The sequence below is a fragment of the Enterococcus canis NBRC 100695 genome, assembly GCF_001544375.1.
Lineage (GTDB): Bacteria > Bacillota > Bacilli > Lactobacillales > Enterococcaceae > Enterococcus_H > Enterococcus_H canis.
The window spans coordinates 655,813-681,370 of the sequence record NZ_BCQJ01000001.1; the positions used below are offsets into that span (position 1 = coordinate 655,813).

General features: G+C 39.5%; 20 protein-coding genes and 1 pseudogene. 5 read left to right on the forward strand and 16 right to left on the reverse strand.

Features of this window, described 5'->3' with window-relative positions:
• Positions 1-9: 9 nt before the first annotated feature.
• On the reverse strand, positions 10-1,581 hold the full coding sequence (locus ECA01S_RS03295; protein ID WP_067390990.1) for a peptide chain release factor 3: 1,572 nt from the start codon (positions 1,579-1,581) through the stop codon (positions 10-12).
• 178 nt (positions 1,582-1,759) lie between these two features.
• Between ECA01S_RS03295 and ECA01S_RS03300 the strand changes: the two genes are divergently transcribed.
• Complete coding sequence (locus ECA01S_RS03300) at positions 1,760-3,253, forward strand: helix-turn-helix domain-containing protein (protein ID WP_067390993.1); 1,494 nt, start codon at positions 1,760-1,762, stop codon at positions 3,251-3,253.
• A gap of 151 nt (positions 3,254-3,404) precedes the next feature.
• Here the strand turns inward: ECA01S_RS03300 and ECA01S_RS03305 are convergent, their stop codons facing one another.
• The 6 genes from ECA01S_RS03305 to ECA01S_RS03330 all read right to left on the reverse strand — a co-directional run bounded on the left by ECA01S_RS03305 (position 3,405) and on the right by ECA01S_RS03330 (position 13,951).
• Positions 3,405-4,580, reverse strand: coding sequence for a class C sortase (locus ECA01S_RS03305; protein WP_082703229.1), 1,176 nt, complete (start codon positions 4,578-4,580; stop codon positions 3,405-3,407).
• Complete coding sequence (locus tag ECA01S_RS03310; RefSeq protein WP_067390996.1) at positions 4,577-5,746, reverse strand: class C sortase; 1,170 nt, start codon at positions 5,744-5,746, stop codon at positions 4,577-4,579. The genes ECA01S_RS03305 and ECA01S_RS03310 overlap by 4 nt, the downstream gene beginning before the upstream one ends.
• A gap of 84 nt (positions 5,747-5,830) precedes the next feature.
• The gene (locus ECA01S_RS03315) at positions 5,831-7,555 is read right to left on the reverse strand and encodes a SpaH/EbpB family LPXTG-anchored major pilin (RefSeq protein ID WP_067390998.1); all 1,725 of its coding nucleotides are present in this window, start codon (positions 7,553-7,555) and stop codon (positions 5,831-5,833) included.
• A gap of 92 nt (positions 7,556-7,647) precedes the next feature.
• Positions 7,648-8,946: a pilin N-terminal domain-containing protein gene (locus ECA01S_RS03320; RefSeq protein WP_143139617.1), complete on the reverse strand. Its 1,299-nt coding sequence runs from the start codon at positions 8,944-8,946 to the stop codon at positions 7,648-7,650.
• Positions 8,947-13,662, reverse strand: a complete 4,716-nt coding sequence (locus ECA01S_RS03325) for a VWA domain-containing protein (protein ID WP_067391002.1) — start codon at positions 13,660-13,662, stop codon at positions 8,947-8,949.
• A 4-nt stretch (positions 13,663-13,666) separates the two neighbouring features.
• Positions 13,667-13,951, reverse strand: coding sequence for a helix-turn-helix domain-containing protein (locus ECA01S_RS03330; RefSeq protein ID WP_082703230.1), 285 nt, complete (start codon positions 13,949-13,951; stop codon positions 13,667-13,669).
• 356 nt (positions 13,952-14,307) lie between these two features.
• Here ECA01S_RS03330 and ECA01S_RS03335 point away from each other — a divergent pair, with 356 nt between their 5' ends.
• A complete protein-coding gene (locus ECA01S_RS03335) occupies positions 14,308-15,831 on the forward strand; it encodes a helix-turn-helix domain-containing protein (RefSeq protein WP_067391008.1) in 1,524 nt (507 codons plus the stop codon).
• An 89-nt stretch (positions 15,832-15,920) separates the two neighbouring features.
• Here the strand turns inward: ECA01S_RS03335 and ECA01S_RS03340 are convergent, their stop codons facing one another.
• Positions 15,921-17,297: a hemolysin family protein gene (locus ECA01S_RS03340; protein ID WP_067391011.1), complete on the reverse strand. Its 1,377-nt coding sequence runs from the start codon at positions 17,295-17,297 to the stop codon at positions 15,921-15,923.
• 150 nt (positions 17,298-17,447) lie between these two features.
• Positions 17,448-18,572 carry an AI-2E family transporter gene (locus tag ECA01S_RS03345; RefSeq protein ID WP_067391014.1) on the reverse strand — a complete coding sequence of 375 codons (1,125 nt, stop codon included), beginning with the start codon at positions 18,570-18,572 and terminating at the stop codon, positions 17,448-17,450.
• A gap of 110 nt (positions 18,573-18,682) precedes the next feature.
• Between ECA01S_RS03345 and ECA01S_RS03350 the strand changes: the two genes are divergently transcribed.
• Entirely contained in the window at positions 18,683-19,117 is a 435-nt protein-coding gene (locus tag ECA01S_RS03350; protein WP_067391017.1) for a GNAT family N-acetyltransferase, read from the forward strand.
• Between the two features lie 49 nt (positions 19,118-19,166).
• Here the strand turns inward: ECA01S_RS03350 and ECA01S_RS03355 are convergent, their stop codons facing one another.
• The 4 genes from ECA01S_RS03355 to ECA01S_RS14545 form a co-directional block, all read right to left on the reverse strand.
• Positions 19,167-19,700 (reverse strand): hypothetical protein, encoded by a 534-nt coding sequence (locus ECA01S_RS03355; protein WP_143139615.1) that lies wholly within the window; start codon positions 19,698-19,700, stop codon positions 19,167-19,169.
• Positions 19,701-19,884: 184 nt separating this feature from the next.
• Positions 19,885-20,031, reverse strand: a complete 147-nt coding sequence (locus tag ECA01S_RS14535; RefSeq protein WP_157490283.1) for a hypothetical protein — start codon at positions 20,029-20,031, stop codon at positions 19,885-19,887.
• A gap of 192 nt (positions 20,032-20,223) precedes the next feature.
• Positions 20,224-20,913, reverse strand: coding sequence for a SpaA isopeptide-forming pilin-related protein (locus ECA01S_RS14540; protein ID WP_067391025.1), 690 nt, complete (start codon positions 20,911-20,913; stop codon positions 20,224-20,226).
• Between the two features lie 71 nt (positions 20,914-20,984).
• Entirely contained in the window at positions 20,985-21,293 is a 309-nt protein-coding gene (locus ECA01S_RS14545) for a prealbumin-like fold domain-containing protein (RefSeq protein ID WP_067391028.1), read from the reverse strand.
• Between the two features lie 172 nt (positions 21,294-21,465).
• On the opposite strand from ECA01S_RS14545, the gene ECA01S_RS14690 reads away from it, so the two are divergent.
• Complete coding sequence (locus tag ECA01S_RS14690; RefSeq protein WP_281176629.1) at positions 21,466-21,600, forward strand: hypothetical protein; 135 nt, start codon at positions 21,466-21,468, stop codon at positions 21,598-21,600.
• Positions 21,601-22,027: 427 nt separating this feature from the next.
• Here ECA01S_RS14690 and ECA01S_RS03380 read toward each other — a convergent pair whose 3' ends face one another.
• From ECA01S_RS03380 to ECA01S_RS03390, 3 genes are read right to left on the reverse strand one after another with little or no spacing between them, the layout of a single operon-like run.
• Positions 22,028-22,513: a hypothetical protein gene (locus ECA01S_RS03380; protein ID WP_067391034.1), complete on the reverse strand. Its 486-nt coding sequence runs from the start codon at positions 22,511-22,513 to the stop codon at positions 22,028-22,030.
• Entirely contained in the window at positions 22,497-22,907 is a 411-nt protein-coding gene (locus ECA01S_RS03385; RefSeq protein WP_067391037.1) for a hypothetical protein, read from the reverse strand. Before ECA01S_RS03385 ends, ECA01S_RS03380 begins: the two co-directional genes overlap by 17 nt.
• Positions 22,894-24,507, reverse strand: a complete 1,614-nt coding sequence (locus ECA01S_RS03390) for a T7SS effector LXG polymorphic toxin (protein WP_067391039.1) — start codon at positions 24,505-24,507, stop codon at positions 22,894-22,896. Before ECA01S_RS03390 ends, ECA01S_RS03385 begins: the two co-directional genes overlap by 14 nt.
• A 549-nt stretch (positions 24,508-25,056) precedes the next feature.
• Between ECA01S_RS03390 and ECA01S_RS03395 the strand changes: the two are divergent.
• Positions 25,057-25,558: pseudogene (locus ECA01S_RS03395) on the forward strand (transposase family protein); the annotation flags it as partial.

Consider the following 25,558-nt stretch of genomic DNA (forward strand, 5'->3'; position numbering starts at 1 on the left):
AAATGTCTCTTACATCAAGCTCTTCAATTCCACATCCGGATATTTATCCGCAAACCAGCGCATCGCAAATTGATTTTCAAATAAGAACAAAGGTTGGTCAAAGCGGTCTTTCGCCAAGATATTCCGACTAGAGCTCATGCGCTCATCCAGTTGTTCTGGGTCGATCCAACGAGCAATCTTGTGTCCCATTGGGCTCATAATCACTTCGGCATTGTATTCATTCATCATGCGGTACTGGAAGACTTCAAACTGCAATTGTCCGACTGCTCCGATGATATAATCATCCGTTAGGTAAGTCTTGTACAACTGAATCGCGCCTTCTTGTACCAATTGATAGATTCCTTTATGGAAAGATTTTTGTTTCATGACGTTTTTAGCAGTCACTTTCATAAATAATTCCGGTGTAAAGGACGGCAATTCTTCATAAGCGACTTTCAACTTGCCTTCATACAAGGTATCGCCAATTTGGTAGTTTCCGGTATCATAAACCCCAATAATGTCACCCGCCACAGCTTCCTGCACGTTTTCCCGTGTATCCGCCATAAACTGCGTCACATTGCTGAGTTTCATTTTCTTGCCAGTTCGTTCCAAGGTGACATCCATGCCGCGTTCAAAGGTCCCTGAGCAGACCCGAACAAAGGCAATCCGGTCACGGTGAGCAGGGTTCATGTTGGCTTGGATTTTAAAGACAAAGCCTGAGAATTCTTCTTCATATGGGCTAACGGCACTATCTTCTTGGGTATGATGAGCATGCGGTTTCGGCGCAAACTGTAAGAAGGTTTCCAAGAATGTCTGTACCCCAAAGTTGGTCAAAGCTGAGCCAAAGAAGACCGGTGTTTGGTCGCCGCGAGCAATTTTTTCGGTATCAAATTCATCGCCGGCTTCTTGCAGCAATTCGACTTCTTCTAACACTTGTTGGTAGACACTATCGCTATGCAATGGGTGGCTAGCTTCGATATCGCCATCTGTTAGCGGCAGGAATCGCTCGCCATTTTCTGGACGATAGATTTCGACGCGTTTATTGTAGATATCATACAGGCCCGCTAAACCTTTCCCCATCCCAATCGGCCAGTTCATAGGATAAGATTCAATGTTTAACAGCTCTTCTAATTCTTCTAACAATTCCAATGGTTCACGGCCATCACGGTCCAATTTATTGATAAACGTGAAAATTGGGATACCGCGTTTTTTTACAACTTGGAAAAGTTTTTTCGTTTGCGCTTCGATCCCTTTGGCGCTGTCGATGACCATCACGGCACTATCCACCGCCATCAATGTACGGTAGGTATCTTCCGAGAAGTCCTCATGTCCAGGGGTATCCAAAATGTTTACGCGTTTATCATCATAATCAAACTGCATAACAGAACTGGTAACGGAAATTCCCCGTTGTTTTTCAATTTCCATCCAGTCAGACTTGGCAAAATTGCCGGTCTTTTTCCCTTTAACGGTTCCGGCTTGGCGAATCGCGCCTCCAAATAATAGTAATTGTTCAGTAATTGTCGTTTTCCCCGCATCCGGGTGGGAAATAATCGCAAAGGTGCGGCGACTATCGACTTGTTCGTGTAAGTGTGGATTATTCATGGTTTTCTCCTTATTAATAGGCAAATTTCAACTAGGTTAGTATAGCATGGAAGAGCCGCTATTTCAAAAAGTTTCAGAATGCACAAAATATCCAACTGAAAATGAAAAAACAATGAGTTTTATTTTAAATAACGTACGTTCAATTGTATAATGGATGAAAATGCTTGGAGGTGGTAGGATGTTAGAATTATTGATGTTAGATGAAGTTGGTCAAACAAAACTAAAGATTTACGCTCATTTTTCGACGTTGCAAAGCTCTATCCTTAACCTTGCCACTCTTTGTGAAACATTGGAATGCTCCTATGCCCGCCTTCAGAGTTTATTGGACGAGATTGATCAAGATATGGAAAAGATGAACTCAACTTCTTTAAGAGATGTGGAGGGGAAGTTTGAAATAACGGAACATATTTTTGATTATAACGCGTATCAACAGTATTTGATTCGTGATGGGATTCCGTATCGTTTTCTTTTAACTTCGTTAATTGATCCTGAGATTACGCTACAAGATTTTTTCGAACAAAATTTTACCAGCCGTTCGTCTATGGCACGTAAATTGCGCCCTTTAGCTGATTATTTAGCGACACTAGGAATCAAGCTCAACCGTTCTCAATTGAAGCTGCAAGGTGAGGAACAAACGCTGCGCCTAGTCTATTTCAATTTCATCTGGTTTGGCAGTTACGGTGAAGATGTGTTTGCACATATCTCAATTGCGGACAAATTGCAGCGGGATGAGCGCTGGAATACCTATATTACCCCTGTGAATCCGCAAGAATGGCGACTACGCTTAACGATTGGCTTTTTACGGCAGCAACAAGGTCATTTTATTCGTCACTTTGACTTTGAAGGCCTGACCTTACCCCAGCTAAAGGACCCTTATGAAACGTTGATGGCTGATTACTATGTTAGTCCTCAGCAGAAAAAAGATGAGTTAACCTACTTGGCCTATTTGGCATTTTACTGGCCGAACTACTATTTGAAGGATGATCCGCGGCTTGATTATGTAGAAGCCACTTTGGCTATAAACCCACTAGGTCTGACTCAATTGATTCGCGAGATGGTCAAAGATATTACCGGACGTTTGGTCTTTTCACCTATTGATCAAGATGCCCGGCGTTTACTGGAGGCCAATCTGTTTATTGCCTTTTACAATCAGCGATTTAGCAGCTATCGCTTGCCCATGATTTCCGCATTTATGCGTAGTCAAATGGAAAATAAGACGTCCCTTTATCCCGTATTGCATCATTACGTTTCAGATTACTTACATAAACGGATTCAGGAAACGGACTATGACTGGCTAGAAGATAAATTAGATGATTTAACTTTTCTCTGTACTTTTATCCTTTTGCCACAGTTTGAGCTATCAAAGCGACAAAAGAAGTTAACCGTAGGAATCATTGCCATTCCTAACTTTCTACTGCTGCATGAGATTCAGGACTTTTTGGAAAATCTCAATTACACCGATAGCTTTGTCCTGGCGAGTACCGAGCAAAAAAACTGTGATTTTTATATTGCCACTTCCACCTATCTGTTAAAAGATGTACCGCCGGAGAAGTCCTACATTATTAGCTTTTCAGGAAAATCCGACTATATCCAAGAACTTTTTCAGCTACTAAAAACGGCTCATGTGGAATTAAACATCAACGCCACTAAGGAAGAATTTTTACCGGCTTAAAGCAAAACGGCTATGATAACAGGATTCCGTTTCAAACTTATGTAGATAGTTTTGCAATCACCCCTCTATTTATGGATTATCCAGCTGACTCCCCCTTTCTAAACGCCAAAAGGCTCAGATCTCTGTTTCGTGCAGAAATCTGAGCCTTTGTTTATTTTGTATGAGGTCGCAAAATAATTTCCCGATTTGGTCCTTCAATCACCTCGGCATTAAAAGCGGTTGGTAATTTAAAGGTTGGTTCCTTTTGCTTGCGCTTTTGCAGACCTGCCCGCATGGTTTTTAGCGGTTGATAAGCAGCCAAATGTCCGGTTTCTTCAATCGTATACATGCCACCAGGCAAGTTTTCAAAACGAACCTGCCCAGCTTCGTCTGAAATTGCTTGATAGTTTTGACCATCTCGCTTCAAAGGACGTCCTTTTTTATCCCCTAGGGTATAAGCTAAGCCTGGGATTGGCTGCCGTTCTGGATCCTGCAAATAAAAGACTAAATCAATCTTGCGTTTGCGTAAAAGATAGGTCATCCACGAACGATAAAGCAGATAGAGCAGCAGTAACAATAGTAAGATCATGCCACCTATAATCAGCCACTGCTTCAATAAGCGCCATTGATCCCCTTTCTCCACCGTCGCTGCGACTTCTTCCGTATAAGGTACTCGATGTCCGCGAACGAGAAGCCGATGTGAATTGATCATATAAGGCGTACATGTCAACAATGTCACCAAATCTTCGCCCGGAACAATGCGCAGCTCATCCGTCTCGTTGGGCTCCACCACCTTCAGCTGATCCACCTCATAGGCGAGCTTTTCCCCCAGAATATCGAGAACGAACACGTCCCCTTTTTTGACCTCCGGCAAGTCGGTAAACAGCATTTTATTTGGTAAGCCTCGGTGGGCCGAAATCACCGAGTGCGTGCTCTCGCCCCCCACTGGAAACGAGGTCCCCTGTAAAACCGTTGCTCCACGGTCCAGCAATTTATCATTGGTGGTGTCAAAAACCGGCACCTCAGTATTAATAGAAGGAATATTGATAGTCCCAATCAAATGGTCCTGAAAATAAGCATCATTGGCACTATCGCTCCCTCCTTCACCAAAGGGGTCGGCACCAGGATTGCCGCCTTTTTCTTGTAACTTCTTATTAGCCGCCGCTAACTTCGCACGTTGCACTTCATTGCGTTGGGTTGCCTCACGCTGATACTTGGCGATCATCACCTGATCCAAATAATTATTCAGCGCATCTGAGTAGAACGGGTAGAAAGTGATTAAACTACCCACCATAAAAATCACGATCATTAAAATTTTGCTGATCAATTGTTTCGTATTTTTCTTCACTTCGCCCCTCCTCGCCGCAACACATAACGCGTTGGTTTCTTCAAACGCTTGATGGTTTTTCCTCTTAGTTTAAACTCTTTGTCCTTAATACGCCAAACTTTCGCTTTAACCAGCTGCCAATCCCCCGCCACAGCTCGCACTTTGTAAAAGCCGCCAGGAATAGCCGCAAATAAAACTTCGCCATTTTCATCAGCAGACGCCTGTTGCGGTTCATTTTCCAGCAGTATCGGTTGACCTTTTTTATCCAGTAACTCAAAAGCAACCTCCGCTTGCGGTGCAATCGTAAACCGTAAATCATAACGGTGCTTGGTTGCCAAAAAGGCCACAATTTTGCGCCAGATCCAGTAGCAAAACAGTGCAAGAAAGGCAATAATGCCTATAATCATAAGGATCAAACGATATTTATGGTAATTCTGAGCCTTTTGAATCGCCTGTGCCATCTCTTCCTCATAGGGAACCCGGTAGCCGGTGACTAAAAGGCGGTGGGTATTCACCATGTAAGGCGTACAAGTCAACAGCGTAACTAAATCACGCCCTGGCTGAATCACCAAACTATCAATTTCTGTCGGCAAGACCGTTTTAAAGGAATCCACTTTATACGCTAGCTTTTCCCCTAAAACATCAATATAAAACATGTCACCCTTTTTCAATTTTTCCAAATCAGTAAACAGCTTTTTATCTGGCAAGCCAGTATGTCCAGTAATCACCGAATGACTATCCTCACCACCAATTGGGTAGGAGGTTCCTTGTAACAAAGTCGCCCCTCGCTGGAGTAATAAATCATTTGTTTCATCAAACAGCGGTAAGCTCACATTGATAGCAGGAATATAAATCGCGCCTAGCGTATGCTCTTCATAATACTCCCGCCCAGGATTTCCTGCGTCCGCCACCGCATCCTCAAATGGATCCTCTACCAGACCCATTCCCGGGATATTCGTAGAATGAGACATCTCCGCATTTTTCTGCGCCATCTCTTCAATCAGCTGATCACGCTGCGCTGCATTCCGCTCATTGGCTTCCTGCTGATACTTGGCAATCATCTGTTGATCAATAAAATTATTCAATGAATCCACCACAAAAGGATAGGAAAACACCGCCGCGCCCGTCAAAAATAAAAGCGCCATTATCACCTTCAACCCGAAGTTGATCTTATCATCTTTTTTCATCAGTGCCCTCCTCCCTTCTATTTTCGCATACTATGTAAAGAAGGGAAACTTCAAAATGAAGTTTCCCTAGTAGAAGTCTAGTGATTAAACTTCTTGTTTTTTAGAGTTTTTGAACCAAAGGTAAGCACCCATCATCAAAGCCGTACCAACAGCTAAGAAAGCGAATATCCCAGTACCACCAGTTGAAGGAAGAGCACCTTTTTTGGTGTTATAAACAGTCACATCAGATGCTGCTTCACCAACTTCTGCATTTACAATATCATAATCGTAACTACCGAAGAATACTTCGAAGTCAGTGTACTGTAAGCCATTTGTTGGAAGAGCGTAGCCATCTGGAGCTACTTTTTCTTCCATAACATAAGAGCCATATTTTAGACCGTCAACTTCAAATAAACCATCTGTTGTAGTGAACACGGTAGCTTTAGGTGCATCTTCTGCTGGAGTAACCCATTCGACGCTGTCATGCTTGCCAGCATATTCGGCTACTGCGGCTTCACCATCATAGAATACAGCATATTCAGTTTTATCTTCATTCCAAAGGATAAACTCCGCTCCATCAAGTTCTACTTTTGAAGAACCATCAATTTTTGCGAATTTACGACCACCAGTTACAGGTTTTTCGGGAGGCGTTACCTCTGCTTTATAATCGTAGTCATCCCCACGACCAATATCAATTGTAGCAGTATTGCCGTGTAATTCATCAGGAATCGCATCGCCCGTAAGTAGCATCTGATAGTCTACTGTTAACACTCCGCCTTTAACTGCTGCCAATTTGTCCAAAGTAGTTGTATTTGCTTGAGCAGGATCACCAATATCAGTTAAGATTACTAGTTCAAAACCACCTTCTTCTGCTGGTTCTAGTGTATAATCTGTACCTTCATCTAGTACTGTTGTTCCAGCAGTTACCGTTAATGAACCTGGAATTAACGCTAGATTCAAAATAGGAGTATCGACGATCTTGAAGTTTTGGATTACTGCTTTACCTGTAGTATCCACCTTATCAATGAAATAAGGAACTGGAACTTGAATTTGGTAATCAAGTGGTACACCTTTTTCTAAATCGATAACACTGGCTGTATGTGTCTCACCGTCTTTTGTGTAAGTAATTTCGGTAGGAGTAGCATTGAGCACATTCTTAGCGGATTCTTGGACAACGTTTTTAGGATATAAATGAACATCATCATTGTAAGTATCTAACCAAGCAGTTCCATCCCATTCACCAGTTAAGTCCGGCATCATGACTGGCATATGAACCACCATTGGCGCTGAAATAACGTTAACATCTGCAGGAGAGTATGTTTCTAAGAACATAATTACCCTATTCCGACCATTGTCACCAGATTCTTTTGTCGCAATATTAGTAAATGCGGCTTCGCCTGTTCCTGTAGTTGTCTTCATCTCTACAAAAGTATAATTGTCTTTTACATATTTAGCATCCCAGTTAGCTTCAATCCAGTCTATCGCATCTTGTTGATCCATTCCATCATCGTTAATGTCTTCAGTTTCCGGATTATCAGCTAGCAAATTATAATAGGTATCAGTTACATCATACATGGAGAAGTCAACACCATTTAGTGCTTCACCCCCAAAGGTTTCTACCAAACCTGTATTGGGCTTTGCTGCTTCATCAAGCCCTTCATTAGAGTTGAATTTCTTCTTGTGTAACGTGATGCTGATTGTATCAGGTTGAGTATCTTGCGCGGCCGCATCAGCAACTAACCCTGTTCCTAGTGAGCCTGCTACTAGTGGTAACAACATTGTTGTTGATGCCAACAAGCCCCATGTTCTTAATAATTTTCTGTTCTTCATTTTTGTTTCCTCCCGTTTTTTAAAAGATTCGCTTCCTTTTTGTTATATTTTTTGAACTGGAGGAGGCTTTCTCCTCCAGTAGCAAACAGTCCTTAAGCTTTCTTCCGTTTCTTCGCGTAGATGACAAAGGCAATCAACATGATTCCAAATAGAGAAATCATCGCTTTGGCTTCACCAGTGTTTGGTAACAAACCACCTTGTTTTTTTGGTGGATCTTGTGGTTTTTGCGGCGTTTCAGGTTTTTCTTCACTTGTTCCAGGAGGGTCAGACTCCGTTGTCTTACCGTCTGTGTAGTTGTATACACGTGGCTCTGCTTTATCGTAAGCAGATTGTGGGACCTTCCCTGAAACAAGCTCATCCATGATCTGGCCGTTGACCGTCACATAAAGTGGATTACCATCTTTGTCTTCCCAAGAATCTGGAATAACGACTTCGATTTTTTTATTCGACGTTTCAATTTCATAACCATCGACACTCTTCACTTCTTCAAAGTAATATGTGCCTGAAGGTAAGAAGCGTTCACCCATATCTACCAAGCCATCTTTATCTGAAGTAAACTTGTTCACATCAGGATCAGTCAATGGATCATTTGAGCCAACCCATTTGTTCTTCAAATCACTGGCAGGACTCATATCAAGATAAAGCTTTTCGTTGTTTTCGTTGTAGCGGAATAGTACGAATTGCGCACCTTCCAATGGAATCGCCTTGTCCTCTTCCCCTTTCACGGCACCATATTTGAAGAAATACGGATCGCGAAGGTAACCGATATTTTTCGGATAAATATGAATTTGTTGCAATTCTTTTGTTTCATCTTTTGGATTCAAGATAGGTAAAACAACTGCTAAAGGAATTGCTTTTTTCTCCAAGTCAATATTGAAACCTTTTTCTGGATCCAGCGCATTTTCTACGATTAGATACACCGCATCACGATTATCATTGAACCGTGGCAGCGTGATTCTAGCTGTACCAGCGCCGAAGTCATCATCTTGTTTCGTCTTGATTGGACTTCCTTTGACTGGGGTTAATTCTTTCTTTTCAATCAAATCGTAAAGCTCTGAACGTTTCATCTCCGCAAAGTATTTTACAAAACTTTCAGGCGTCTTTTTAATTTGTTCATAGTAATCTGTTACGTCATAAATAGTGAAGTTGGCACCATTTAGCGGCGTCGCCTTTGAGACAACATCGATGTTTTCCCAGTCCGACTCTTCAATTGGTAAGCCAGTATTTTGATACTCCTCTATTTCGTCAGCTGTCACATCCCGCGTAATATGCTTATGCAAGATGATTTCTACTGTTTCATCAGCCGCATTCGCGTTCGTGCTGAATAATGTTCCTCCCGCTGAGAGGACAAGAAGTAAGGTGAAAAATACAGCAAATACTTTTTTCAACATTTACTTCGCCCCCTTTCTGTTACGGAAGACATATACAGCGCCCACCGCACCCATGGCGATGATGACAGCAGCTGCGATTAAGAAGTAACGTTCCCGACCTTGACCACCAGTAGAAGGTAGAGGATGTTTTGGATCATTGCTGATGTTAAAAGCAATTTTTACTTTTTCAGTGTCTTCTTCTGTTAATTGTTCAAGTTGTACATCACGTGATTCCACTTCATTATCTTCATCATCATAGTAAGTAACTTCGGCTTTGATACTACCTTTTCGATGGATAATTGTCCCATCTGAATCAGACTCATCTGCAGCTCTTAGCGAGATATCTAAAACAAAGTAACCTGGTAACTTTCTGAACCCATCTGGCGCTTTAGTCTCCGTAATCTTATAACGTCCGACTTCTATTGGATCTTTTGTAAAGAGATATCCATTTCCATCAATAGTTAATTTTTCTCCAGCTTCCCAAGTTCCTTGTTCATCTTGCTTAGCAATTTCAAACTCAGCTCCAGCAAGCTCTTTTTCTGTATGACTATCAAGTTTCAGAATTTCTAATAACATTGGCTGAAGTTCGTTTTTCACTGTCAGCGTAAGTGTCGTCTTATCATCTGAAACTTCAAATCCATAAGATGAGTCTTCAGGATTCTCAAATTCAAAATCACCGTTAACCAGTATTTCAAATTCAAATTCTTCAGCTAGAGGTGTATATCCTAGTAATGGGTTTACCTCTTTGACAGTGCATTTACCAGGGACTAGCTTATACGGTAGATTAAAGTCTTGATCCTTATAAATCTCAGGTTCACCAATCTCTGGTTTTATTTTTTGATAGAACTTCCCAGTACCGTCTTCACTGAAGTCATCTTTACCCAAAATTCCTGAGTATGCTTTATACGTGTTGGCACCACCAGTTCTTTCAATTTCAAAACCTACACCGTTAAGTGGATTGCCCTCAGAGTCTACTTTTTTAACCAGAATCTCTCGATCTGTCATTTCGTTGAATACATCGAAGAAGAGCTCTATGATAGACTTATCTTCTTGACCTGCTAATAATTCTGCAAATGTTTTATACACCATCGCGTCACCATTTTTTTGATAGCTAATTCGGTTATTCATCATATCAATTCTTACGTTCCAGAATACATTGTCCGGGTTAGGTGTTTCATAGCCATCTGGCGCTAAGGTTTCGTAAATGCGATAATTAGTTAAGCCGTTTGTCGCTGTATAGTCAATTTCAAGATTATAGGCCTCATCATTTTCTTTTTTAAAATGGACTTTCCCATCTTTGTCTGCTGTTCCTTCTGCTACTTTTTCAAAATCATCTCCATTTTGCTTCTGTAATTCAAATTCAGCTCCTGGAAGTATCTCCCCAGCTGTTCCGCTTATCAGTTTATTAATTCCTACTCTTAATGGTTTCATTGGATTTTTCAAATCAAGCTGAACATATAGTTGATCGAATTGCTGGTAGAAGTCATCTTCGTCAACCTCTCCAGAACCACTATCAGATAATGTTTGGACAATATACATGGAGTACAAGGAATCCACACTATTGTATGCATATGGCCAGAGGTGAGTTTTGTCCGTATCATAACTTACTTCTTCAGCTACACGAGTACCTTCAGAACCATCTGGCATTCCAGTAAAATCAGTTAACTCATAATGACCAGTTTTTTCGCCTGAAGCAGCAAGTTCTTTATGAATTTGGAATGGAATCAGATAATCCAGTAGCTCGTAATGACTTGGCCCACTTGTTTCACCAACCCAATACTTTTCACTATCAGCGTTATCTAAAAGATCAAATTGTGTATCAAAAATAGCTTGCCCGCTACTTTCCGTGATTTTATCTTCTATTTTTACTACTCGTCTTCCATGTACTATACTAATATCCTCATCTGCATCGCCACTACTTGGTTCCCGATACAGCGTTAAGGTAATTCCTAATATTGGATTATCATTTTCATCCGTTTTTCTAATCTGTAAATTCCGTTGATTATGTTGATATCGTATAGATGGTGCTGGAATATACATTTTATTGTCATTTTCCTCAATGCGATCTGACTCATTCATTAGGTATGCTTGATTGTTTACTGCATAAAAGTTGCCATTTTGCGCCCCAGCGTCAAGCTTCACTTGATACTTGATACGAACCATATCGCCCTCTCCCAAAGAGATACCAGAGAAGCGGTAGGCGTGATTGTCTCGACTACCTTCTTCATAAGTTGTCGGGTGCGCTGTTACATCTGGTTTTTTGCCGTGTAAAGCTTCATCCCACGCAACCGGCGTTTTGTACTTAGTACTTGCTGACTCACCTGCAGAGTCTAAATGGAAGTACTCTACCTGCGCATTAGTACCTGCATTGTACAAGGAAACATTACTACCAGTCTCATCGTACAAATCAGCGTTCTGGATTGTACGGATAAAGTCACCGGCGATTTCTTGAAGAGCTTTTGTTAATTCATCTTTACTCTGCGCTCCATAATAGTAGGAATCAGTTCCAGTAGTAGATTTTAAATCAGCAATATTTTTCAAAACGTTTGTTCCCAAGGCATCGTCATCACTATTACTCAAGCCTAATCCAATAGAATATACTCGTGGACTCATGGTATTTGGATTTGAAACATATTTATCTTTTAGCCAATGATGATATGCAATTGTTGAAACTGCCATTTCTTTTCGATGAGTCGCGGTCTGCCCATTTCCTATCACCCATGAAGTATCTTCTCCAAAGCGATATTTCAGTTTTCTAGTAGTTGTCTGCCAACCGCTGCGATAATCTGTATCAAAATCTATTTCACCTGTTCCATTAAACCCTATTACTGATTTAAGTTCATTTATATCAAAGCTTGTCGGATAAGTTTCTGTTTTTGTAAAACTTGAATTACTTCCAGTAGCGTAATTTCGAATAAAAGAGCCTTCTTTGTCCGTCGCCCAAAATTGATTTAGCACTCCATTTGCAGTTAGATAGTTAGCAGAATTAAGCACACTATCATCTTCAGACCAATTGTTACTGTTTCTACCATAGATATTATCATTGGTTCTATTGGAATACTTAAAGCCAGTATAGGCATATGTTGGCATTCCGTCTCCGACAACAATAAGGATTTTTTCTCTATTTTCATTTTGATCTTTGTATAATACCTCATAACCCTTTTGAATTCCTAAAGATAATGGTGTACCTGACATAGCAGGGATATCAGCATATAAAGCGATATTTTCATCTTCATTTAAAATATCAGCTAAACTGTCACTTAGCTCAAATTTATCCGCCTTTATCCCCGTCGAACCATCATAATCCCCTACAACAGACCCCTTAAAGTCTGCCATTCCTACTCGCAAATCCAAATTTTTATTTGCAAATAAATCTTTTACCATCTCTTCAACTGAACTTACAAGTATATCTATTCTAGACTCCGATGTCCCTCCACCAACTGCGTTATCCATACTGGCAGACTTATCGAGTACAAACACGATATCTAATGGTTGAATCGTCTGTTTCGAACCACCAATTACGTCAAGATAAACATTATAGATAGTTGTTTTTTCTTGGTCATTTCCAACATGAGAAGTGATTGGTTCAACCCATTTTTTCAAATATGCTCCATTATAATCTAGGTAACTGTTAGCAAAATTCTGTGTGTCTCCCCATAGCTGTACAGTTGGGCCATATCCCTTTCCATCTGGATTAGTTTGTGCGTTCTCATCCGTTGCTGAGTAGTCGTAGTTTCGCCAATTGGCTCCTCCTGATTCGTAATCTGTGTCAATTACATTTCCTTCTGTGTCAAATAAGGGATTTGCTGACGAATTAGTATAGGTTCCATTTGCAAAGTTATTTCCGCTCAATGGATTTGTGAAATCATTCGTTACAGGTGTTGGATAACGATTTTCTGGGTGAGCATTATCCAGTACTTTATATTTAAATGGATCCGATGGTGCAAATGGTCCTAAGTCCACTTCTAACGCTCCTGCTAATGGAAAAATATTTCGAATGGCTAAAGTCTGCATCCGTTTCACAGCAGCTGCTTGTTCAGCAAGTGAGACTACATTTTTTTTCTTTGATTCTTCTTTTGTTTCAGTGGATGAATCTTCCTTTTTAGAGGAGTCATCTGAACTGTCTTCAGCTTTTTCAGAAGAATTGTTTTGTCTTTCATCTTCTTGTTTGGACTCTTCATCCTTTAACTCAGAATCTGCTTGGTCGCTTTCCTCAGCTGCTTTTTCTGACTCTTCGTCTGAAGTCTCTTTTTCAATAACTTGTTCGTCAATTGCGACCATTAATGGTAATTCACCAACTTCTTCAACCTTTTCGGAAGAGAACTTCAAGGTTCCTTTTTCTACATCCGTTGAAAAAAGTTTGGCATAATACCAATCAAGCTTTTTTTCGTCATTTTCTGCCTTCATAGTTTTAAGGTCAGTACCTTCTTCATTAAAGGAAGTAAGACCATCACCACGAATATCACTTACAGTACCAAAACCAGTATCAGTTGTATCAATCGCCAACCGAATGCGGCGTTCATTTTCGCTGGCTTTCTTTTCAAATTCGATCGTCCATTCTAGGTGATCTTCTTTTTCTTCATAAAAAGCCTCCACCTTCGCGTAGTCCTCATCCAACACGACTTGTTTCTCGGTCGTTACCGCTTCAGCTTTTTCAGGAAAGGCGGTAGATAATGTTTGGATATACGGAATCAACATGACAGCGATCATTACGAGCGGTAACCAAAACTTCTTCATTTTCTCACCCTCTCTCTTGTTGTTGAATAAGCGCTTTTTCCTCATTAACAGTTCCTCCCACGTTCCTCACAGATTTATCGTACTCAATACCCTCTAGCGAAAAATACTCAATGTTCAAGACTTTGCAGATTTGTCGTAGCTCAACATCCGTTGGGTCGACTTGGCAAGTTTCAATTTGACTATATCGCGCCTTCGATACGCCGGATAAGTGCGCGATATCCTCGATAGTTAAATGAAACAACATTCTACGCCTGTATAAATCGACAATCACCACACTCACCCTCTTCATTTTTTAATATTCTCATCATTTACACATCTATTGTAACTTTATTAAGAAATAATAACAAATAGATAAAATTATCTAATAATACAAAAAAATATAACGGTGAATTCTAATTAAACATTGATTTATAAGGATTTATAGAGAAATAAAACAACATTCATATAACGCTCTTGAATATAATTTCTCAAATAATTAGAATCAATTTACGAAATTTGAGACAAGTTTTTGCTTAATTCATCTGTTATATTACCTATATTCTTCGATAACAGATGAAATTTTTGATAATTATGAGGTAAAATAGAAGAAAAAAGAGAATTATTAGGGATGTTTTTGAGAGTTATTTAATCAAAGGAGTGAAAAAAGTGTTTCTGAAAATCATGTTGGCGCAGAAAGAAAGGCGTAAGCTAAAATTTTTCCGTTTATTTGAGGAATTACCAAATGGAGAATACACGGTGAAAAAGATTAGCGAGCTGCTGTCTTATTCTTATACGAGTACGCAAAAGATCCTGAACGAGATGGAGGCTGAATTCCAAGATTTTTTTCAGGAGGACTTTTCTTTACTGACGGAGTTGGGAACAGTTCAACTAGTACCTACCAATCTGAATTATGACACCTACTATAATTATTTGATCCATCGCAGTATTCCCTATCGCGCGATTATCTGTTCCTTAACGGAGCCGGACAAGGATTTGTTGAGCTTTTGTAAGGAGAATTTTTTGAGTCGTGCTTCTGCTATGCGGCAGCTGCAGGCTTTAGCTGATTATGTGCAGGAATTTGATTTACTCTTTAATCGCAGTCAGCTAACCTTTAAAGGGGACGAGCGTTTGATCCGTATTACCTTGTTTAATTTTATTTGGGCTGCGTCTCGTGGAACCGAAAAGAGCTTGAATGTGCTGGCAAAGCAACCGATTGACGAAGCGCTACTTTTTTTGCAGCATGAAATTCCTCTATTACAGGACTATGTGGGGCGGCGAGAGATTCATCTTTTTGCGGAGATTATGTATCAGCGCATTCGCCAAGGGTATTACGTGGTAGATGATACTCGTTATGAAGAGGCAAAATTTAGTGAAAATCAGCGGGTAAAAACGACTTTAGTGGAACATCTTGCCATCCCGCCAGAACATTTGGATGCGGAATTTCATTTTATTCAATTTATGATGTTCTATGCACCTACCTTCCAGTTTCCAGAGGATGTGCGGATTGCACAAATGCCCTCTTTTTCTGGGCATGGTCAAGTCTTGATGCCTTTACTGTACAAACTAGATAATTATTGGGCAGCCGAGATTTTACCTGGTGATACCTCTTTTCCAGACAATAAGGTGGTGCATGGCAATCTTTTCAACGTGTTGTTCTGCTACTATATATTTCCAAAACGGATTCCCACTTTATTTCTATTAATGAGCTATTTTCGGCGAAAACAAACTACTTGCTACAAGTATTTGAAGGGAAAATACAGTGTCTTTTTGAAAAAAATGAGTCGCCGGAAAGATTTGCAGTGGCTCACGACTTGTTATGAGGATCTGGCGGATTTATTTGCTTGGTTGACGTTGGATATTTTTGAGGAGCATCAATTCCGTGAAAAACTTCAGGTAGCCTTGGTAATGGAATCTAACTATCTTTTTTCACAGGAGATAAAAGGTTTTTTAAAAGACTTGAGTTTTATCGAACTGATTCCCTTTTCCCCCGAGCATTTACCTAAGACTGATTTTTTGATTACCTCCTCGGCTATGCTGATACCGGAAGAAAATCATTTGCCTTATGTGGTCTTCAACTTTTTTGATGGTGAAACCAACTATGAAAAATTGTATGCGAATTTAAAACGCAATTATCGTAAAAAATGCTATGCCAATATGGCTCATAATACAGATGAAAGCCAAACTAGCTGACTATGCCTAGTAAAGATTCCTAAACAAAAAAAGCCTGAAATGACTGACTGTTGTAAAACAGCTAATCATTTCAGGTTTTTGACTATCTTTTATCTTCTGGGTTCGTCGTCGTCAAATTCTTTACGGAAGAGACGGCGCTCTTCTTCTGGTTCGACTTCCGTTACTTCTGGATCATGGAAAATCACCCGTAGCATCAACACACGCGAGCCCTCCATCTCCTCAGAAATCAAGGTGAGATTATCGACTTCAAAGGCTAATTTTTCGCCTTCATCAGGAATCGTTCCTAAAGCGGTGATTAAATAGCCCGCCATGGTATCCACATCACTCATGTGGAGATCTGTTTCGAAGACTTCATTGAAGTCATCAATCAGCATACGACCTTGGACAAGGTATTCCTTCTCGCCAACTTTTTCATAAAGTGATTCTACTTCATCCGTTTCATCATCAATTTCACCGACGATTTCTTCTAGTAAATCCTCTAAAGTTGCTAAACCAACGACGCCACCATATTCATCTAGGAGGATTGCCATTTGGTTTTGGGTTTTCTTCAATTCATACAAAAGGTCATCAATGAAGATGGTTTCAGGGACAAATAGTGGTTCTTGAATAATCTCTTTTAGGACGATTTTATCAAAGCCTTTTTCATGTGCGGCTTTCAAGAGATTTTTAGTATGCAAGATACCCACGACTTTATCTTTATCTTCATCGTAAACAGGGATCCGCGAATAATTTTCAGATAAGACTTCGTTTATATTGGTCTCGATGTCGTCATTGATATCAATCATAAATGCATCGGTTCTAGGCACCATAACTTCACGTGCCACTTTGGTATCTAGTGAAAAGACACCTTGCAGCATTTCCAACTCATCATTATCCAACACGCCTTCTGTTTCCAGCATATAGCGCATTTCATCACGGGTCATTTTTGGATCAGTATCATCAAATTTCATAGGGGTCAATTTCGCCAACAGGTTGGTTGACGCAGATAGTAACCATACGAATGGCCGCATCAAGGTTCCTAAGAATTTCACCGGGCCAGAAGTAAAACCAGCCACTTCTTCGGATTTGTTTAAAGCGATTCGTTTCGGATACAATTCCCCAAATACAATCGAAATGTAGGTCAACAAGGCTAAGATGATCACGTTGGCAATTTGTTTGGCACCGGGTGTGCCGCCTAAAACGGGTGCTAGTTTAGCAGATAATGAATCCGCTAAGGACGCCCCGGATAGGATATTGACCAAGGTGATCCCAACTTGGATCGTAGACAAAAAGTTATTGGGATTTTTTAACAGACTAACAAGTTTCTTCGCCTTGACGTCTCCTTCTTCGGCTTTTTGTTCCACGCGGCCTTTGTTCAATGATACAACGGCAATCTCTGACGCGGCAAAAAAAGCATTCAGCAAAGTTAGGAAAACAAGCAATAACAGTTGGGCGAAGATCGACTGACTCTCGGGGTCAGCGTTCATAGGGCATTCTCTCCTTAAAATAAATGAAATAAACTCGCGTAATAGCAGAATATTTCCACCTTACGATATGAAAAAACGTGACCCACAAGTGGTCACGTTAAAATGGTATCACAATCCGATTTTCTTGGCAATAAAATCGTGCGTTACAGGTCATTCTTTCTGCTCGGTGGTGATCATCCCCATGGTTTTGTCCTGACGCGCGGTTTTGAAGATGCCCATCGCGTAAACCACAATGGTTTTCAAAATCGCATAAACTGGCACGCCCAAGAAGATGCCTAAAAGTCCGGCTAGATTTCCGGCGACCAACAACACCAAAATAATCGTCAGCGGATGAATTTGTAAGGATTTGCCTATTACATTTGGGTAAATGATATTACCGTCTAACTGTTGCACCACTAATACCACGATACAGCATAGTAACGCTTTAAAGGGTGAATCAAAGACGGTGACGAACACAGCCGGTGCTAAGCCGATATAAGGTCCGAGGTATGGGATCAGATTGGTTAAGCCGGCAATCACGCCGAACAAGAAGGCGTAATCCACCCCCACTAGCCAATAGCCGATAAAGGTGAAGGTTCCCACAAATAAACATTCAATGGCTTGCCCGCTAATATATTTCGACAATGTATAATCCAGCTTACCTAGTAATTCTTCGATTTCAGCTTGATGCTTTTTCGGTAAAAACTGACGCATCGCCGGTACCATCCGTTCCCCGTCCTTCAACATATAAAACAGAATAAAAGGTGCGGTGAAGACCACGATTCCCACTGAGGTCACGGTAGATACGATGGAGCCTAAACTGTTAGACAAGCCACTGACGAATTGTTGGATAATCGCGCCATATGAGATATCGATATTTTTGATATAGCTCACCAAATCCAATTGTTTAAAAATCGGTAAATCAGCCGTTTTGTAGAACCACGCCTCTAAACTGGCAAAGACATCTGGCAGACTTGTTGCTAGAGAAGATAATTGTCTTACCAGGTTAGGAATAACTGTTCCTAATGTTAAGGCTAACGCGAGGATCAAAATCACAAACACGATAGCAATTGCCCAGATGCGTTTGATTTTGGCTTTCGTCAGCAGTTTGACAATCGGATTTAAAATATAATACAAAAAACCTGCCACTAAAACTGGCGCAAAGAGTGTTGAGAAAAAAGTGCCGATTGGACCAAAAATAAAATTAATCTTAGACGAAACAAAAATCAAACACGCCAAAATCAGTAGTTCTAACGACCAGAACATCAGCTTGGACTGGCGGAATTTATCAAACATAGTATTCCTCCTTTCAAAATGACGGTTGTCACTGATTATAGTATAATGGAACCATTCTGAAAATGCTCGCAAGTGCATCATTAAGATTTAGATAATTTTGGAGGGATACCATGAGAGTTATACAAACCAAAGATACTTTAAGTGACATCTATGTTGATGCTATGCGCATCCGCCACCAAGTTTTTATGGTAGAACAGGACGTGCCGTTTGAAGAGGAAGTCGATCAATACGAAGCTCTGTGCGTTCATTTCGTCCTGTACGATGATGAGAAAAAAGCTTTGGCCACTTGCCGTTTACTGCCACTGGAAAATGGTGTGATGAAGTTGCAGCGAATGGCGGTCATTAAAGAGGCTCGTGGTAAAGGCTATGGTGAGCTGATTGTGACGGAGGCGGAAACCTTCGCCAAATTGCAAGGCTATAACACCATTAAGTTAGGCGCCCAACTAACAGCACTGGGCTTTTACGAAAAATTGGGCTACACTGCGTACGGCGAAGAATTTTTAGACGCCAACATTCCACACATGATGATGGAAAAACGTTTCTAGTCCATTAAGCCGGCTGATCTCATACAGATCAGCCTTTTTTGTCTTTAGATTATAACAACTCGTGAATCAGTTGTTGACCAATTTCATTCCTTGCCTGCAGATAGTAGTAACCCGTGTATGCGCCATCCTCCGTTTCGCAAATACCTTTCATTAGAAAACCCGACAGCTCCACAGCCTCTGGGAAATAGAATCGATACATTTCTGGTAATTCAGTCATACTGATTTTTTCTAAGTAGAATTCAGCTGTCAGATTATGCTGATTTTTCGCAATCAGAAACTCACTGAATTCATCTTTATTCCGAATCCTAAAAATTGAAGATTCTAAAATATCATCTAGTTGAACCCACAATAGGCTAATTTCCTCTTCAGATTCAACGGGATACCTCGGATACCTCTTCAACGACTTCCTCAATAACTCAAATATCTCACGCTGATACGCATTAGAGAGTTTTCGTTTCCCCGTCGCAAATGATTCTTCAAAAAATGCTTCATCTGTCTGTGAATCGCGTAATTCCAACTCAAAAGAATGGATCATGTTGCCCCAACGCCTTCTTAAACCGCGAACTTTTTGTTTTGAATACACCTTACTTCATCCCTTTCGTCTATTTTGGTTGTTTTCACTATAACACGCACCGGTGCAAACCAATCTAACTCTTTTGTAAGATATTGTCACATCAGTAATCATCGGTTAAAAAAAGCTAAAAACAACGGCGTTTTGACGTGTCCAGTTCCGCTTAATAAAAACCCAATCTTGATCTGTAATCCAGCTAAAAATACTCTTTCATCCCTGATTTTACCAACAGATTATAGTGAGAACCATGATGGGCGACTGACTTGCCACCGTATGGCCGAACCCATGGATCAGGATAGTTGATCTCTGCTTTTTTAATTATTGGCATTTGCATGTTCGTCATCGAATTCTCTCTTCTAAACTCGTTGCTCATTTTGATTATAGAAAAAAGAACGACATATATTGTCGTTCTCAGACTGTAGACAAAGTCCCCAAAAAGGATGAAATCTACAGTTTTTTCTTTCCCGTCAAAGTTGTGTTCTGTATCTTTTACATAATCTTCTTCAGAAGGCTTACTATAACCGATTTCCATAAATTAATAACGTGTTCCTTCGGGATCATTCTTATAATCATATTCAGAAGGAATGCGCGTGGTAAATTCATTGTCTGTTACGGTGTAATCAATCTTACCAGATGTCCAAACATCTTTTTCTTCACCTTCGGGAGTTACTGCCACTTGAATTACTTCATAAGCTCGTTCGGAATCTTCTTCTATGTTTTTATGCGTGATAGTTACATCGTCATGAAATTCAACATCTTCACCCCAAACAAAAGTTTGAGTTTCACCATCACCAATATGGGCTTGGGAAGTAATTCGAACATAAGGTTCTTCAATGACTACAGCCTTATCTTTTAGGGTATATGTGTCTAAATCAACCTGATTCCCTTTATATAGTTCTAGCTGCGTGATTGTTTCCTCGTTCAAGATATTTCCGTTTTTTTGGTCTTTAACAACAAAAGTAAAAGAAGATGTTTCTCCATCATATTCATGGGTAATTTCAATAGGGTCAATGTCTTTATAGCCGTCAACGCCTTTTGATTCCGTCAATACATAATCATCTAATGGAATGTCAGTAAATTTGGAATATCCTTTTTTACCGTCTACATTCGCAGTTGTAACAACATGTGTATCATTGGTTCTTTTATTCGTCAGAGTAAACTCGACATCATTTTTAAACATTTCATTTGTTTCATTTTGAATCAGTTTTTGTCCATCTATCCCCATACGAATAACATCATCATTACTTTTAACATCTTTTACAACTACAGGGGTATGTTGATTTTTATAAGTTAATTCTACGATGTGTTTTTTGTATCTAACGTATAGCCAATAGGTGCAACTGTTTCTTGCCAATAGTAGGTACCTAATTCTAAACTATCCATAGATGCCGTCAGTGTTTTATCTAAGGTGAATTCTTTCAATAATGTACCATATTCTTTAAATAGACCGTATTGCGCACCTGTCATTGGATAGTTCGGGTTTAGTGATTCATTTGTTTCAGTTGTTTCATCCTGTTTAGTCAACGTTGTTTTACCTGTAGCAACGTCATACTCACCAGCTGAATCATAACCACTGTAACCTTGGTCTGCTAGGTAACCCGCCAATTCAGCACTTCCAATCGGATACTTTGGTACATTCTATTCTGCAGGAGGTCCACTTGGTGTAATAGGTTCGCTTGATTCAGCGGGTTTCGATGGAGTCTTAGGTGTCGTACTTCCTTGAGAGCTTCCAGATTGTCCACTGCTGGTAGAACTATTGTTAGATGTCACTCCACCTGTGTTAGAAGAATTATTTCTGTTACTAGTCGAACCACCATTTGAGGACTTCTTGTTACCTCCGCTACTAGTGGAACTATTAGAATTATTCGATGGTGTCTTCTTAGAGGTATTATTCTTGTTTTCAGATACATAAGAGGACGTTTTGTTGTTTGAACCCGATGAAGTCTTTCGACTGACCATTTAAACATCTTCATGAGTTTTCCTCCATAAAAAATACTTTAAAATGCGCTAGTGATAAGTTTTCTATCACCTTTGCACTTTAAAGTATAATCTGTCCCCTAATACCGTTTCAATCGTCTGCAATTATTTGACTATGTTAAAAATATTTCAATCTTGACAGATACAGGATTCTCTGCGCTAAAAGAGGTATAACTTATCCTCCAAACTAGAAAAAGAAACGACAAGTTTTAGTCGCTTCTTTTTCTTGTTTATATTTTTGTTCCATAATACAGATAGATTTTGTTAGCTATTGGCAACTTAATTAGTGAGATTATACTTATTGTTCAAGGCTCCATCTCCTCAATTCTCGTCAAGTGATAGAGTGCTTTTTTATTTTGTTTTCATACACCAGTTTTTGTAATTTCATCTAAAACGTAATTCATCATGCCTTGTAAAAAAGTATCGATTTTATCATTTTTACAGAGCTCTCTAAAGTATATCCCTTGTTCTGTTTTTAAATAAACTCTTACACATTGACTGTTGTAAAAGTTCATGTCCTTAGTTAGCTCCATATATGGCAATGCTTGAGAGCTACTAATTAATAAAGATTGCATTGCTTTCATTACCTCTGGATATTGTTCTAAATTAGTAATTGTAGAACCACTTCCATGATAAAGATGAACATTTAACCCAAAAACTAAAGCCAGAGTTTCTGTCTGAAAACCCATAATACTTGTTTCTACAGGAATATCAAACAAAGCGATATAAACTTGGTCATTATTTTCAAGTTCTAAATTCATATCTTTATTTGTGTAATTTAACACTCGTAATCTATTATTCAAATATTTTTCATCAACTTGTTTGTCAAGGTTAAAATTTTGTATCATCGATAAGCTTCCCTTCAACTTTCTTTATCTCACCTTTTTTTGAAATTTGAAAAAACTCCAATTCACCATTAATAATATCATTTTTTAAAACAGAAATAGCTTCATCTATATTTTTTTCTGCTAAATTATTTCGCAATCCTTTATGCTGTGAGAAGAAGTTAGAAGTAGCTTCTCCCCATTTTATTCTAATTGTAAAACGCAATCTTTCATACTCAAAAACAATTTGATATTTTGAATTTTTTTCATAAGTTAATCTGTAAAATCCCATACCAGCAGTATTATTGGAAAACTCCTCTTTTTTCAAAAAAAGAGTTTCACCAAAATAATTTGAAAAAGAATTTTTTGTATAGTCTAAAAAATATTTATTGATAAATATTTCGTCACCTGATAACATGCCAAAGATCTCCAATCTTTTCAAACCCAAATCCATGATTTTGCAAATAGGCTATTTCTTGCGAGTAAAACGAACCATCACCAATAAAATCGAGCGGATTATGTGAAAAATATATATCTCTTCCAGAACCAATTTGTATATCTAAAAACTTCTCATTTATTTTCCAGATTTCTTTATCGCTATACATTTTACTCAATTCGTCCCAATTATCTAGTTCAAAATACTGTGCCCCAACTTCTTTAGCTTTAGTTGTATATGCAGTTGGTCCACCACCATCAAATTTTCCTAAAACAATTGAGTCTGAGTTGTTAGCACCTTTAGTTGCATCGAAAGCATATTTTTCAGCATCCGCATTACTCATTATATTTTCAGCCCCACTGGCTTTCTTATAAGTCTGGTTTCCGGTGCTTTTATTTTTATCCAGAGTATAGGTTTTCCCGTTTTTGCTGCCTGTTATTACCCTATTTGTCTCACTGACTTTCTTAACCGTGCCAGTTTCAATCGTTTTAACCCCTTTTACAGTTGTTAACTTGTAAGTCCCATACGTAAAACCCAGTAGTTGCAACGCTTGACCTATTTCACTTTCATTGGCCCATGTATAGATATCTTCTGCGCGTTGTGAAACACGGACGACCCCGCTCAGGACACGATTAAGTTTTTCCCCTGTTTCATAGTTGACCCCCTCACTCCAAGCTTTATCTATCTTTTCGTGATACGTGTCCATATCCATTAATTGAACAAAATCTGAGCCTAAATTCCCCCCTGTTTTCTGTACATAGCGGTATAATTCTGGGTTTTGGATGCAATATCCGGTTGCCTTATCTTCAATCTTCCAAAATAATCTCCGATTTCCCTTTTCGTCTTGTATCACAACAGCGAACACATGATATTTTTCTAGCTCCTTATTTTTGGCAGGGTCGAGCCCACGAGACTCCTTCCTTAACCTTGTAAACCAACTTTTATCTTTTCCACTAGGAAGTACATACTGACCATTTGCTTTTACCGTAGTAGCGTTCAAGACCAGAACCCCTTGCATCGCGAGATTTAGTTCATTTATTCGGCCATGGAAAAGACCATTGGTCTTACTGGCAAAGTCTCGCAATTTTCTCAGCTGGTCTTGGACTTTGTTGATGTCCTCTTGGAAACTGTCCGCCATCCTTCGATGGCTCTTGGCCATGTAGCGATACTGATCACTTAAGGTAGGATCACACGTCCCCGTCACCATTTTATTGAGATAACTAGCAGTGTTCATCAAGCTGTTTTGGTTACGCCGCAAAAGTTCCAATTTCAAATTCAGCTTGTCTTCATCTAAGTAGCCTTCCCTTGAGACAAACTGATTGGCGGCGGAATACTTCACTAAGTCTTCTTGAATCCCCTCTATCGCAGTGGTGACCCGTTTGATCGTGGGTAAGATCAGTTCCGAAAACAACCCCTTTCCTGCTGTATAAGCAGCGCCAGATAAGGTTTGCCCATCTACAGCATCGATAACGCGTTTACTCCCAGCAGTTAGCTCATTGACGGTAGTGCGGGCAATGGACAAGTTACGAGAAAGAGCGCTCATCATCTCTGATGATTCATCACTAGCATAAATTAACCCCATGAGGGAACCCCCGTTCTAATAAGTGTATCATACATCATTTGAGACAGATAAATTCTAAGCCACCTGATTACTACAGATTCGTCGATAAGGTTACTGATCTATTTTTTCAGTTAAAATGAAAAATTTGTACTGATAAAAGCCAACAAAGGTGTCTTTTCTAGTTAGGGTTGTCTTACCTGTGCTTTCAACTGCTTAACCCTACATATAGTTGGTCTTACCATTTATCTTTTTTCAATGTGTATATCTTCATCTTACTCTCTCTATGGATGGCAAAACTAAAATACCTCGTATTCGATGAAAATGCGTCGTATTCGAACATCCTACATTTGAAATACCGACTATTATTAAACATTGTGGGTTCTCTTTCTTAAAAGAATAGCCTTTAGTGATTTCTCTTTCTATTTTATTTTTTTCGTATTTGATAAAAGTGGCTCTATACTTTTTGATGTTGGTGAATCTCACCAGCATCTTTTTTGTTGTAAAAAAGAAAAAGACACCTTAAAATCCAATTGAATCAATTTGGCGAACCAATTCAAAGGAGGATTTAAGATGTCCTATACTCAGCTTATCAAAGATACATTAGATATTCTAGATTTAACTATCACTTTTAAAAAAAATTGTTTAACAAAAGAAAAGTATAAAGGGGCTATCTGCATGATTTATCGTGGAAAGCTTTCTTATGCACCTAGATCATGCACTCATTGTACTGAGAAAAATACGATGATTCGTTGGGGTAAAACAACCGTCCGGTTGTTAGTCAATGATGTGTCGGAATACAAAACCTATTTAGATTTAGAAAAACAATGTTTCCGCTGTAAGCATTGTGAAAAGACTGTCGTAGCTGACACTTCAGTAGTCGACATACATTGTTTCATTAGTCGTAAAGTAAGATGGTCAGTTGTTGAGCGACTCCAAAAGAACACGTCAATGACTGAAATCGCCCATCATAAAAAAATTTCCACTTCTTCCGTCTATCGTATACTCAAAAAATTCTACCAGCCAATGAACCCGTTTAAAACAAAACTGCCTAAAATCTTGCTTTTTGATGAAC

What these genes read in the sequence shown, in the direction of transcription:
- ECA01S_RS03295 (WP_067390990.1), bottom strand. Translation starts at nt 1,581, where the DNA reads ATGAATAATCCACACTTACACGAACAAGTCGATAGTCGCCGCACCTTT.
- ECA01S_RS03300 (WP_067390993.1), top strand. Translation starts at nt 1,760, where the DNA reads ATGTTAGAATTATTGATGTTAGATGAAGTTGGTCAAACAAAACTAAAG.
- ECA01S_RS03310 (WP_067390996.1), bottom strand. Translation starts at nt 5,746, where the DNA reads ATGAAAAAAGATGATAAGATCAACTTCGGGTTGAAGGTGATAATGGCG.
- ECA01S_RS03315 (WP_067390998.1), bottom strand. Translation starts at nt 7,555, where the DNA reads ATGAAGAACAGAAAATTATTAAGAACATGGGGCTTGTTGGCATCAACA.
- ECA01S_RS03320 (WP_143139617.1), bottom strand. Translation starts at nt 8,946, where the DNA reads ATGTTGAAAAAAGTATTTGCTGTATTTTTCACCTTACTTCTTGTCCTC.
- ECA01S_RS03325 (WP_067391002.1), bottom strand. Translation starts at nt 13,662, where the DNA reads ATGAAGAAGTTTTGGTTACCGCTCGTAATGATCGCTGTCATGTTGATT.
- ECA01S_RS03330 (WP_082703230.1), bottom strand. Translation starts at nt 13,951, where the DNA reads ATGAAGAGGGTGAGTGTGGTGATTGTCGATTTATACAGGCGTAGAATG.
- ECA01S_RS03340 (WP_067391011.1), bottom strand. Translation starts at nt 17,297, where the DNA reads ATGAACGCTGACCCCGAGAGTCAGTCGATCTTCGCCCAACTGTTATTG.
- ECA01S_RS03345 (WP_067391014.1), bottom strand. Translation starts at nt 18,572, where the DNA reads ATGTTTGATAAATTCCGCCAGTCCAAGCTGATGTTCTGGTCGTTAGAA.
- ECA01S_RS03350 (WP_067391017.1), top strand. Translation starts at nt 18,683, where the DNA reads ATGAGAGTTATACAAACCAAAGATACTTTAAGTGACATCTATGTTGAT.
- ECA01S_RS14535 (WP_157490283.1), bottom strand. Translation starts at nt 20,031, where the DNA reads ATGACGAACATGCAAATGCCAATAATTAAAAAAGCAGAGATCAACTAT.
- ECA01S_RS14540 (WP_067391025.1), bottom strand. Translation starts at nt 20,913, where the DNA reads ATGGGGATAGATGGACAAAAACTGATTCAAAATGAAACAAATGAAATG.
- ECA01S_RS03380 (WP_067391034.1), bottom strand. Translation starts at nt 22,513, where the DNA reads ATGATACAAAATTTTAACCTTGACAAACAAGTTGATGAAAAATATTTG.
- ECA01S_RS03385 (WP_067391037.1), bottom strand. Translation starts at nt 22,907, where the DNA reads ATGTTATCAGGTGACGAAATATTTATCAATAAATATTTTTTAGACTAT.
- ECA01S_RS03390 (WP_067391039.1), bottom strand. Translation starts at nt 24,507, where the DNA reads ATGGGGTTAATTTATGCTAGTGATGAATCATCAGAGATGATGAGCGCT.